The sequence below is a fragment of the Sphingomonas sp. SDUR79 genome, assembly GCF_056821745.1.
Window position 1 is genome coordinate 1387492 of the sequence record NZ_JBPDIN010000001.1, and the last position, 11028, is coordinate 1398519.

Annotated in this window: 10 protein-coding genes; 6 read left to right on the forward strand and 4 right to left on the reverse strand. The window is 64.1% G+C overall.

Features of this window, described 5'->3' with window-relative positions:
- Window positions 1-86: 86 nt before the first annotated feature.
- The 3 genes from ACRYLO_RS06705 (at window position 87) to ACRYLO_RS06715 (ending at window position 1709) form a co-directional block, all read left to right on the forward strand.
- Complete coding sequence (locus ACRYLO_RS06705) at window positions 87-782, forward strand: DUF433 domain-containing protein (protein ID WP_482659448.1); 696 nt, start codon at window positions 87-89, stop codon at window positions 780-782.
- 5 nt (window positions 783-787) lie between these two features.
- Window positions 788-1180: a PIN-like domain-containing protein gene (locus ACRYLO_RS06710; protein WP_482661690.1), complete on the forward strand. Its 393-nt coding sequence runs from the start codon at window positions 788-790 to the stop codon at window positions 1178-1180.
- A 94-nt stretch (window positions 1181-1274) separates the two neighbouring features.
- Window positions 1275-1709 (forward strand): hypothetical protein, encoded by a 435-nt coding sequence (locus tag ACRYLO_RS06715; protein ID WP_482659449.1) that lies wholly within the window; start codon window positions 1275-1277, stop codon window positions 1707-1709.
- 21 nt (window positions 1710-1730) lie between these two features.
- Here the strand turns inward: ACRYLO_RS06715 and ACRYLO_RS06720 are convergent, their stop codons facing one another.
- Window positions 1731-2177, reverse strand: coding sequence for a DoxX family protein (locus ACRYLO_RS06720; RefSeq protein WP_482659450.1), 447 nt, complete (start codon window positions 2175-2177; stop codon window positions 1731-1733).
- Window positions 2178-2182: 5 nt separating this feature from the next.
- Window positions 2183-2929, reverse strand: coding sequence for a triose-phosphate isomerase (gene tpiA / locus ACRYLO_RS06725; RefSeq protein WP_482659451.1), 747 nt, complete (start codon window positions 2927-2929; stop codon window positions 2183-2185).
- A gap of 152 nt (window positions 2930-3081) precedes the next feature.
- Between tpiA and ACRYLO_RS06730 the strand changes: the two genes are divergently transcribed.
- Both ACRYLO_RS06730 and trpE read left to right on the forward strand, forming a co-directional pair.
- Window positions 3082-5028: a SurA N-terminal domain-containing protein gene (locus tag ACRYLO_RS06730; RefSeq protein ID WP_482659452.1), complete on the forward strand. Its 1947-nt coding sequence runs from the start codon at window positions 3082-3084 to the stop codon at window positions 5026-5028.
- 5 nt (window positions 5029-5033) lie between these two features.
- Window positions 5034-6548, forward strand: coding sequence for an anthranilate synthase component I (gene trpE / locus ACRYLO_RS06735; RefSeq protein ID WP_482659453.1), 1515 nt, complete (start codon window positions 5034-5036; stop codon window positions 6546-6548).
- On the opposite strand, the gene ACRYLO_RS06740 is transcribed toward trpE, so the two are convergent.
- Window positions 6549-6974, reverse strand: coding sequence for a hypothetical protein (locus ACRYLO_RS06740; RefSeq protein ID WP_482659454.1), 426 nt, complete (start codon window positions 6972-6974; stop codon window positions 6549-6551).
- Between the two features lie 362 nt (window positions 6975-7336).
- On the opposite strand from ACRYLO_RS06740, the gene ACRYLO_RS06745 reads away from it, so the two are divergent.
- Window positions 7337-8701 carry a class II 3-deoxy-7-phosphoheptulonate synthase gene (locus tag ACRYLO_RS06745; RefSeq protein WP_482661691.1) on the forward strand — a complete coding sequence of 455 codons (1365 nt, stop codon included), beginning with the start codon at window positions 7337-7339 and terminating at the stop codon, window positions 8699-8701.
- A 3-nt stretch (window positions 8702-8704) separates the two neighbouring features.
- On the opposite strand, the gene ACRYLO_RS06750 is transcribed toward ACRYLO_RS06745, so the two are convergent.
- A complete protein-coding gene (locus tag ACRYLO_RS06750; RefSeq protein ID WP_482659455.1) occupies window positions 8705-10954 on the reverse strand; it encodes a TPR end-of-group domain-containing protein in 2250 nt (749 codons plus the stop codon).
- Between the last annotated feature and the right edge of the window lie 74 nt (window positions 10955-11028).

Consider the following 11028-nt stretch of genomic DNA (forward strand, 5'->3'; position numbering starts at 1 on the left):
ATCCGCCTGATGCCCAGCGGGGTCAATGTGGCGGTCATGGCCATTTTTTTGGATTGCGTTTAACCTAGGCGTGGTAAGGCAACGCCATGAGCACCGCAGCTTTTGGCATTGGCGCATACTCGCCTCCTGAAGCAGCCCGGCTTACGGGTGTGCCAGCGTCGGCACTCCGCCGATGGTTGTTTGGGTACTCATACGATCATCACGGGCCACAAACGACTCAAGCGCCCCTTTGGACACCAGAGTACGGGACGGAGCAGGAAGAGCCGGTCCTTGGTTTTCGCGATCTAATTGAAGCCAGGATGGTAGGAAATCTTCGTAGGCTTGGAATTGGAATGCCGACAATTCGGGCATGCCTGAGGACAGCAGCCGAAATTGCGCAGGACGATCATCCATTTTCTAGCGCGAGTTTCCGCACTGATGGCAAGCGGCTATTTCTTGAACGCGTCGGTGATGACGGCAAGCATGACGTGATCGACCTGAGATCACAGCAGCATGCCTTTGCGAAGGTGATTGAGAGGTCTTTTCTGGACCTTGTGTTTGACGAGCATCGAGCGACCCGATGGTTCCTGCTTCCGCAGAAACAAACAATTGTGGCCGATCCAGAACGCTCGTTTGGGCAGCCAATCGCAAATGACAGCGGCATTCCGACGAAGCGGCTAGCGGAGGCAGTGGGCGCTGAGGGCTCCGTAGAAAAGGTCGCAAAGCTCTTCGAGATCGCAACCGCGACCGTGCGGGACGCGCTCAAGTTTGAAAGCCAGCTAAAGGCTGCGATCGCCGCGTGAAGGTGATGGTCGACAATGACCTGCCGCCTCGGCTCACCAGAGCACTTCACCTAATATTTGAAACAGATGGCGACGAGATAGTTGCGCTGAGAGACAAGTTTGGACGCAGCGACCTTAAGGACGCCGAGTGGATCACTGCGTTAAGCCGTGAGGGACGCTGGGCCGTGCTGTCCGCTGATCGCCGTATCGCGAAGCAACGACCGTCGCGCGACGCTTTTATCGGCGCTGGACTGGTTGGCCTTTTCTTCCCACCGTCGCTACAGAAAGCGCCTCTCTACAAGCAGGCCTCCCGCGTTATTGATCTCTGGCCCGACATACGGGACCAAGTACGACTAAACGCCAATGGCTGTTTCGAAATGCCCGCGAGCGGACGACGGTTCAGGCAGATCGGGCGATAATTGACCAACATCGCTCAACCGCCGCAGACTCACGAGAACAAATCGCAAACAAACCCCTTTCCTACAACCCCCATCCCAGCACATAAACTGGTGGATGAACGACTCACCCACCCCGCCCGCCGCGTGTGACGAGGATGAAGCCATCCTCGCCTTCACGCCCGCCCCCACCTGTGGCCGCGCCGATGGCTGGACTGCCCGCCGCCAAACGGACTTCATCCACGCCCTCGCGGTCATGGGCACCGTCACCCGCGCCTGCAAAGCGGTGGGGATGAGCCGCCAAACCGCCTACAAGTTGCGCGAGCGGCCCGAGGCGGCCGACTTCGCCCGCGCATGGGATGCGGCGTTGATGATGGGCTATGACCGCTTGTTCAGCATGGCGATGGACCGCGCGCTCAACGGCGTCACCCGCCCGCGCTATTATCGCGGGCGTCAGATCGGCACGATCACCCGCCCCGATTTCCGCATGGCGATGGCCGCGCTGGCCGAGCCTCCCGAACCGCCAAAGCGCCGTCCGAAGCTGACAGAATGAAGCGCGTTGCGCGGAACTTCGTCAGTTTCCCGCCGCCGTCACACTCCGCTCCACCCGCACCGCACCAACCGCCCAAAGCGCCCACGCGATCAGCACCGGCTGCGCCAGCAATCGCGGCACATGGTACCACGCCGACAGCCCCGTCCCGCTCCCGCCCAGCCACGCCAGGTCGATCATCGCGTGCTTCACATTGGCCGGCCATACGCACAGCGCATACAGCGCCAGCGCCCAGCCCGCCGCCAACCGCCACTTGCGGGTCATCAGCCCGGCGACACAGATCAGCTCGGCCGCGCCGGTGGTCAGGACCACCTCGCGCGCATCCCATGGCACCCATGCCGGCACGATCCGCACCATCGCGTCGGTGAACAGGAAATGCGCCACGCCAGCCGCCGCATAGAAGATCGCCAGCGCCCAGCGCCCAATCCGCCGCGCCCGCGTCTCCGGCACATCGGGGGGCGCGTCTGCCATCCGGGCTACAGCGTCGCCGCCGCAGCGATGATCGGCACGAACTTCTCGGCGGTCAGGCTCGCTCCACCGACCAGCGCGCCGTCGACATTGTCGACCGCCAGGATACTCGCCGCATTCGCCCCGGTCACCGATCCGCCATACAGGATCCGGATCGCCTCGGCCTTCTCCGCGCCGACCATCATGCCCAGCTTGGCGCGGGCAATGGCGTGGATCAGCTCGATTTCCTCCAGCGTCGGGGTGCGTCCGGTGCCGATCGCCCAACGCGGCTCATATGCCAGGGTGAACCAGCTGCCGTCCGCATCCTCGGGCACCGATTTCTCGATCTGCGCCTGCACCACCCGCTCGGCGCGCCCGGCATTGCGCTCCGCCTCGGTCTCGCCGACGCACAGGATGACGTTCAGGCCATGGCGATGCGCCGCCGCCGCCTTGGCCCAGGCGTCATGGCTGGTCTCGTTCTGGTCCGCCCGCCGCTCGCTATGCCCGACGATCGTCAGCGTGGCGCCCGCGTCCTTGAGCATCGGGGCAGAGATGCACCCGGTATGCGCCCCGCTGTCATGCTCATGGCAATCCTGCCCGCCGATCGGCATCCCGCCCGAGACCGCGACCGCCGGGCCGATCAGCGTCGCCGGGGGGCACAGCGCGACATCGACGCCGGGATGGTCAGCCGCCGCCTTGGCAATCGCCGCCACCTCGCCCAGCGAGTCGGTGACGCCGTTCATCTTCCAATTGCCCGCCACCAGCTTGCGCCGCATCCCGCTTCCCCTTTGTCCACTATTGGACAGGCGGATAGGCCGCACGGCCAAGCGGCACAAGCACCTTGCCATGGCCAGCTACCGTTGTCGCTTGATGCCCGTCGCCCTGCCCCCTAAAGCGGGCCCAATTCTTCCCATTTCAGCGGGTTTCCATGCTCACCAATTTCCGCCGCATCATCTTCTCGACCCCCGGCAAGATCGTTGCCCTGCTGCTGCTGGTGGCGCTCGGCGTCGGGTTTGCGATGATGGACGTCCAGAATCTGGGCGTGGGCGGCCCCTCGGCCAGCGGCGCGCTGGTCCAGGTCGGCGACAAGAAGCTGACGCAGCAGGAGATGCAGGACCGGCTGCGCAACGCGCTGGAGCGCGTCCGCCAGCAACAGCCGATGCTCGACATGGCTCAGTTCGTCCGCACCGGCGGGTTCGAACAGGTGCTGAACCAGGTGATCGACGGCATGGCGCTGGAGGAATATGCCGGCCAGCACGGCATGGTCGTCTCCCCCGCCGCAATCGACGGACAGATCGCGTCGATCCCGGCATTTCAGGGCTTCGATGGCAAGTTCAGCCAGCAGCGTTTCGACCAGTTCCTGTCCGAACAGCGCATCACCGCCGAACAGGTGCGCAGCGACATTCGCCGCGAAACCCTGGTCCAATGGCTGATGGCCCCGATTGCCGATCCCGGCCCGGTGCCAGCCGAACTGGCGCTGCCCTATGCTTCGCTGATGCTGGAACGCCGCAAGGGCTCGGTCGGCTATATTCCGATCGGCGCGATTCCCCCGGGCAATCCGCCGACCGAGGCGGAGCTGCAGGCCTATTACAAGAAGAATGTGGGCCGCTACACACTGCCCGAACGTCGCGTGGTCCGCTACGCCGTCGTCACTCCGGCGCAGTTCGAAGCCGGTGCAAAGGCGACCGAGGCGGAAATCGCGGCCGAATACAAGAAGAACGCCGCGCAATATGCCGCCACCACCCGTCGCAATCTGGCGCAGATCATCGTCGCCGACGAAAATGCCGCCAAGGGCATCGCGGCGAAGGTAAAGGCCGGTACGTCGATGGCAGACGCCGCCAAGGCGGCGGGCCTCCAGGCATCGACCGTGCAGAATGCGGAAAAGGAAGCGTTCGCCCGGGCCAGCAGCGCCGCGATCGCCAACGCCGCCTTTGCCGGTGCGCAGGGCGCGGTGGTCGGCCCGCTGCGCTCGCCGCTCGGCTGGCACATTGTCCGGGTCGAAGGGATCGAGCAGGTCGCCGGCAAATCGCTTGATCAGGTCCGCGACGAACTCGCCCAGACGATCGCCAAGACCAAGCTGGCAACCGCGCTCTCCGATCTGCGCGCCAAGATTGACAGCGAGATCGCCGGCAATTCGACCTTTGACGAGGTGGTCGCGGGGGCGAAGCTGAAGGCAGAGACCAGCGCTCCGCTGTTCGCCGACGGCCGCACCGCGATGGCCGGTGAAGCCGCGCCCGATCCCACGCTGGCGCAGATCGCCCAAGCCGGTTTCTCCATGGAGGCGAGCGACGATCCCCAGCTGATCCCGCTTGGCGAGGAAGGCGCGTTCGCACTGGTCAAAACGGATCGGGTCGTCGCCGCCGCCCCCCGTCCGCTTGCCGAAATTCGCCCCAACGTGGCCGACGATCTCGTCCGCAGCCGCCAGCTCGACGGCGCGCGCACGGCCGCCAACGCGATTGTTGCCAAGCTGAGCAAGGGCATGCCGATCGCTCAGGCGATGAAGGAAAGCGGTCTCAACCTGCCCGCGATCCAGCCGCTCGACGCCTCGCGCGGCCAGCTCGCCCAGATGGGCGAGCAGCTGCCCCCGCCGGTCCGCCTGATGTTCAGCATGGCCGAGAAAAAGGCCAAGGCGATCCCCGCACCCGAACGTGGCGGATATTGGATCGTCCAGCTCGACGACATCGAAGAGGGCAATGCCAAGGGCAACGCCGCATTGATCGGTCAGACCCGCGGTCAGCTGGGCCAGCTGATCGGCAATGAATATGCCGAACAGTTCGCCGCCGCCGCGCGCAAGGCGGTGAAGGTCAAGCGCAACGAAGCCGCCATTGCCGCGCTGAAGGCGCAGCTGAGCGGTCAGGCGACGGGCGGCAATTGATCGCGATGCGCGGGGGGACTGAGGGGCTCGACGCCGCCCGCGCGGAACTCGCCGCCGGTCGGCCAGCGCTAATCTGGCGGCGGCAGCTGGCGGATACCGACACCCCGGTTGCCGCCGCGCTCAAGCTGATCGAGCCGGGCCGCGGCGATTTCCTGCTGGAATCGGTCGAGGGCGGCGCGGTGCGCGGTCGCCACAGCATGATCGGCCTCGCCCCCGATCTCGTCTTCCGCGCGCAAGGCCAGACCGCCGAGGTCAATGCGCGCTGGCTGACCGACCACGACGCCTTCGTCCAGACCGATGGTCCGACACTCGAAGCGTTTCGGGCGCTGGTCCAGTCGTGCCGCATCGACGTCCCGGCCGAACTGCCCCGCGCTCTCGCCTGTCTGGTCGGCTATTTCGGCTATGAGACGATCGGACTGGTGGAAACGCTGCCCCGGGCCGCGAATGACGCACTCGGTTTGCCAGACATGATCTTCGTCCGGCCGACGGTCATCCTGATCTTCGATCGGCTGGCGGATTCGCTGTTCCTCGTCGCACCGGTTTGGCCCGATGCTGCGCGCGATCCGGAGCAGCATATCGAGATCGCCGCCGATCGGATCGAGGCGACCGCCGCCCGCCTCGCCGCCGCACCGCTGCCTTCCCGCGCGGTTGCCGACGCGGTGGACGTGATTCCGCAGCCGGTCGTGCCCGCCAGCGACTACGCCGCCATGGTCGACCGCGCCCGCGACTATATCACCGCGGGCGACATATTTCAGGTTGTCCTCGCCCAGCGCTTCACCGCGCCGTTCACCCTCCCACCGATCGAGCTGTACCGCGCGCTGCGCCGCGTGAACCCCTCGCCCTTCCTCTATTTCCTCGACCTGCCCGGCTTTGCCCTGACCGGGTCGAGCCCCGAAATCCTCGTCCGCGTCCGCGACGATGAGGTTACGATCCGCCCGATCGCCGGCACTCGCCCCCGGGGAGCATCGCGCGAGGAAGACGAGGCGAACCGCACAAGCCTCCTCGCCGATGCCAAGGAGCGTGCCGAGCATCTGATGCTGCTGGATCTCGGCCGCAACGATGTCGGCCGGGTGGCACAGGCCGGATCGGTCACCGTCACCGACAGCTACACCGTCGAATTCTACAGCCATGTCATGCACATCGTGTCGAACGTGGTGGGCAGGCTGCGCCCTGACGCCGACGCGCTCGATGCGCTGTTCGCGGGTTTTCCCGCCGGAACCGTCAGCGGCGCGCCAAAGGTGCGCGCGTGCGAAATCATCGCCGAACTCGAATGCGACCAGCGCGGTCCCTATGCCGGTGGTGTCGGCTATTTCTCCCCCGACGGGTCGATGGACAGCTGTATCGTCTTGCGCACCGCGATCGTGAAGGACGGGACGATGCACGTCACCGCCGGCGCGGGCATCGTTGCCGACAGCGACCCGGTCTATGAACAACGCGAGTGCGAGGCAAAGGCCGGCGCCCTCTTCGCCGCCGCCCGCGAAGCGATCGCCCGCGCCGCCGAACCCGGCTTCGGCCAGTAACTAATCGTCGAGTTCGGAGCCGCGCGGCATCGCCGCTTCCTCATCCTTCTTCGCCTTCATCTCCGCCTTCCACTGCTGCAGCATCCGGATGGTGCAACCGCTCTGGCCATAGCTGCCGATCGGGCTGCAGCTGCCGGGCAACGTCGCGCGATTGACCTCATCGACCAGCTCGGCGCGGCGCACCCAGCTTGTGCCTTCCGGTCCCGGCTCGGTCTTCCGCAGCGCCTTGGGAATGCGGAACGGCGAGTCGCCGGGACGGGCGCAGATCACGACTTCGTCCGGGCTCTCGGCTTTGGGGCAGGACTCTTCGCCATAGAGCAGCACGCTACGCACCCGCTGCGGCGGTGCGCCGCTGTCGGTCCCAGCCTGATCCTGCGCCATTACAGGAGACGCGGCCAGCGATGCGATAAGAAGGGTTCGGAACATGCTGGTCTCCTTGGCTGTCCCGTCTATCGCACATTGCTCGATTAAGCTCGGCTGAACCGCTAAATCCACGCAGCACCGCATTTACCCCCGGCGGGTGAATTTGAGGGTTGCAATGACTTACCCAACGCGGGTAAGGCCGCCGCATGACGACGTTAGCCGGTTCAAAAATTCGCCGCTTCCGAGAGGAACGCTCAATGTCGCGCGCTGCATTTGGCGCGTGGTTCGACACGCCCGGTTCGACTGTGCAGGGCTGGGAAGAGGACGGGAAGCGCGCCTCTCCCGCCGTGCTCAACCAGATTGCCGCGAACGGCATTGCACATCATCAGGACTGGTATGTCCATGTCCGCAACCTGGAGCAGGCGATGGACTGGACCCCTGACAGCTGGACCCGCGCCGAAGCTCGACAGCTGCCAATTTACCCCGACAGGGCCGCACTGACAGCTGCAACCGATACATTATCCAATTTCCCCCCGCTGGTCTTTGCCGGCGAGGCGCGCGCGCTGACGCAGGAGCTGGCTCGTGTGTCACGCGGCGAGGCGTTCCTGCTGCAGGGCGGCGATTGCGCCGAGAGCTTTGCCGAGTTCCACCCGAACAATATCCGCGACACATTTCGCGTGATCCTGCAGATGGCGGTGGTGCTGACCTTCGCGTCAAAGCTGCCGACGGTGAAAGTCGGCCGCATGGCGGGCCAGTTCGCCAAGCCGCGTTCGGCAGATACCGAGACGATCGACGGGGTCGAACTGCCCAGCTATCGCGGCGACAACGTCAACGACATCGCCTTTACTCCGGAGGCGCGCATTCCAGACCCGCAGCGGATGATCCGCGGTTATACCCAGTCGGCGGCGACGCTGAACCTGCTGCGTGCCTTCGCCAGCGGCGGCTACGCCAATTTGCATCAGGTGCATAAATGGACGCTCGACTTCATGGGCCGCAGCCCCTGGGCCGACAAGTTCGCGGATGTCGCCGACCGCATCGGTGAAGCGCTGGACTTCATGGAGGCGTGCGGGATCAATCCCGAGACTGTGCCCCAACTCAAGCGCACCGATTTCTACACCAGCCACGAAGCGCTGCTGCTCCCCTATGAGCAGGCGCTGACCCGGCAGGACAGCCTGACCGGCGACTGGTACGACACCAGCGCGCACTTCCTGTGGATCGGCGACCGCACCCGGTTCGACGGCTCCGCGCATGTCGAGTTTCTGCGCGGCATCGGCAATCCGATCGGGATGAAATGCGGCCCGAGTCTTGAGCCCGACGCGCTGCTGCGCCTGCTCGATACGCTCAACCCGACCCGCACCCCGGGCCGGATGACGCTGATCACCCGCTATGGCCATGACAAGATCGAGGACGGCCTGCCCAAGCTGGTCCGCGCGGTAAAGCGTGAGGGGCATCCGGTCGTGTGGAGCTGCGACCCGATGCACGGCAATGTGATCAAGGCGGCGAACGGTTACAAGACTCGGCCGTTCGATCGCATCCTCGCCGAAGTGCGCGGCTTTTTCGCCGTCCACCGTGCCGAAGGGACCTATGCCGGCGGCATCCATGCCGAGATGACGGGCCAAAATGTCACCGAATGCACCGGCGGCATGATCGACATCGGCGAGCACGATCTCGCCGACCGCTATCACACCCATTGCGATCCGCGCCTGAATGCGGGCCAGAGCCTGGAGCTCGCCTTCCTGCTCGCGGAAATGCTGAACGAGGAAATGGCGGAGCGGCGCAAGGCAGCGTGACGTTCAGCAGCCGAGTTCCGCAAGCACCTTGCGGAATTCAGGCTCGTCTCTAATCCGGTCGAAATCCGAGTCAGCGGCGATGTGCGCGCAATCGGGGAAGGCCGAGCTCTTATCCTTCCCCAACCTCAGCCACTTAATCGCCGCCGCTATATTACCCCGCTGCGCCTCGATACATGCAAGGTTATAGCTGCCGCTCCCCTCCTTGATTGCTTCCACGCGCAGGAGAATTTCCTCTGACTGCGCGAACAGCGCATCCGCCTCCGCTCCCTGCTTCTGCTTCGCCCGATCGGAAAGCATCACCCCCCAATTGTTGAACGCTTCATGCTTGTCCGGCTTGATCGCTAGCGCTGCAGCGTATTTTTCGCTCGCCTGCGCGAATAACGCGTCCGCCTCCGCTCCCTGCTTCTGCTTCGCCCGATCGGAAAGCATCACCCCCCAATTGTTGAGCGCTTCATAATCGTCCGGCTTGATCGCCAGCGCCGCAGTGTATTTTTCGCTCGCCTGCGCGAACAGCGCATCCGCCTCCGCTCCCTGCTTCTGCTTCGTCTGATCGAAAAGCATCACCCCCCAATTGTAAAGCGCTTCATGCTTGTCCGGCTTGATCGCGAGAGCGGCGGCGTATTTTTTTCCCGCCTGCGCGAACAGCGCATCCGCCTTCGCCCCCTGCTTTTCCCTCGCCCGCTCGGAAAGCGCCACCCCCCAATTGTTGAGCGCTTCATGATCGTCCGGCTTGATCACTAGCGCTGCGGCATATTTTTCGTCCGCCTGCGCAAACAGCGCATCCGCCTCGGCGCCCTGCTTCTGCTTCGCCCGATCGGAAAGCGTCACCCCCCAATTATAAAGCGCTTCATGCTTGTCCGGCTTGATCGCGAGAGCGGCGGCGTATTTTTCGCCCGCCTGCGCGAACAGCGCATCCGCCTCCGCCCCCTGCTTTTGCTGCGCCTGATCGGAAAGCGCCAAACCCCAATTGTTGAGCGCTTCATGCTTGTCCGGCTTGATGGCTAGCGCGGCGGCATATTTTTCGCCTGCCTGCGCAAAAAGCGCATCCGCCTCGGCTCCCTGCTTTTCCTTCGCCTGATCGTAAAGCGCCAAACCCCAATTGTTGAGCGCTTCATGCTTGTCCGGCTTGATCGCTAGCGCGGTGGCATATTTTTCGCCCGCCTGCGCAAAAAGCGCATCCGCCTCGGCTCCCTGCTTCTGCTTCGCCTGATCGCAAAGCGCCACCCCCCAATTGTAAAGCGCTTCATGACTGTCCGGCTTGATCGCTAGCGCTGCGGCATATTTCTCGCCCGCTTCCGCGAATAAAGCGTCCGCCTCAGCCCCACGCTTCTGCTTCGCCTGATCGGAAAGCCCGTTACCTCCCATGATCGCCGCCCAAGCGATTAGATCTCGCTCGGCTTCGTTGCGCTCCGATGCACCAGCGCCGAACTGAGCCCACACATCGTCATACCGCTCCTCGCCCATCAATCGCGCGATGTCCGACTGGTCGGGTGCCTTTTGTTGCTGCGCGCTCGCAGCCTGGCGCAACATTTCGCGTCCTTGTTCGAGCAGATCGACTCCACGGTCGTCCAAGGTCTTATATGGCCTGATCTCCTCCAGCACCCCCAGCATGTGCGCGAACGGATCGATAAGGAACTCCGGCTGGGGCAATTCCAAGTTATTTGCCAGTTCCGTGAAAAACTGATCCGCGCCCATCCCACGCACGACGTGACAATCCTGGAAGCGGTCGATCAAGGCATCGCAGACCGTTTCACACGGATCGGCATCATCATGACGTACCCAGATCAGCTTGTGCGGAAATGCGCCCATCCGCGCGATCCGCGTGACCAGGGGATCATTCTCGCCGCTATAACCGCACACGATCACTACCCGCCCGCCCATCGCCTCGCGCAGCGCCTGCTCTACCCGGTCCGCCTGCTGCTCCAGCAGCTCATTCGTATTGAGCAGCAGGAAACCGGTATGCTGACCATGCAGATGGTAGATCGCTGAGCCCTTGACGAAGGCCGGGATGAATCGCGCATTTCGGCCTTCCCCGTCGTCGTCACGAAGCGCCGCCAAGTCATAGACGGCGGGAAAGCGGTTGAAGAGCGCGCAGGCACGGGACGCGAGCGGGTCGAAATTAGTAGTCAGAATACGATCGACGATGCCCGCACGCTCCAGCCTGCCGATACCGATATGCGCCCAATTGGTCTTCGCTTCGTCGACAAATTTTCGCACCAGATCGGCGCGGTTAGCCTCGCCGATCTCTGCCATGCAATTGCCATAGTCGGGCTCGGAGTCTCCGTTTGTGCGCTTTGCTCGCGCATAGGCCTGAGGATGCAGTTCCT

Excerpts from the sequence above, each read along its gene's own strand:
- ACRYLO_RS06715 (WP_482659449.1), top strand. The coding sequence starts at position 1,275 with ATGAACGACTCACCCACCCCGCCCGCCGCGTGTGACGAGGATGAAGCC.
- ACRYLO_RS06710 (WP_482661690.1), top strand. The coding sequence starts at position 788 with ATGGTCGACAATGACCTGCCGCCTCGGCTCACCAGAGCACTTCACCTA.
- ACRYLO_RS06730 (WP_482659452.1), top strand. The coding sequence starts at position 3,082 with ATGCTCACCAATTTCCGCCGCATCATCTTCTCGACCCCCGGCAAGATC.
- ACRYLO_RS06720 (WP_482659450.1), bottom strand. The coding sequence starts at position 2,177 with ATGGCAGACGCGCCCCCCGATGTGCCGGAGACGCGGGCGCGGCGGATT.
- tpiA (WP_482659451.1), bottom strand. The coding sequence starts at position 2,929 with ATGCGGCGCAAGCTGGTGGCGGGCAATTGGAAGATGAACGGCGTCACC.
- trpE (WP_482659453.1), top strand. The coding sequence starts at position 5,034 with ATGCGCGGGGGGACTGAGGGGCTCGACGCCGCCCGCGCGGAACTCGCC.
- ACRYLO_RS06750 (WP_482659455.1), bottom strand. The coding sequence starts at position 10,954 with ATGGCAGAGATCGGCGAGGCTAACCGCGCCGATCTGGTGCGAAAATTT.
- ACRYLO_RS06740 (WP_482659454.1), bottom strand. The coding sequence starts at position 6,974 with ATGTTCCGAACCCTTCTTATCGCATCGCTGGCCGCGTCTCCTGTAATG.
- ACRYLO_RS06745 (WP_482661691.1), top strand. The coding sequence starts at position 7,337 with ATGGACTGGACCCCTGACAGCTGGACCCGCGCCGAAGCTCGACAGCTG.
- ACRYLO_RS06705 (WP_482659448.1), top strand. The coding sequence starts at position 87 with ATGAGCACCGCAGCTTTTGGCATTGGCGCATACTCGCCTCCTGAAGCA.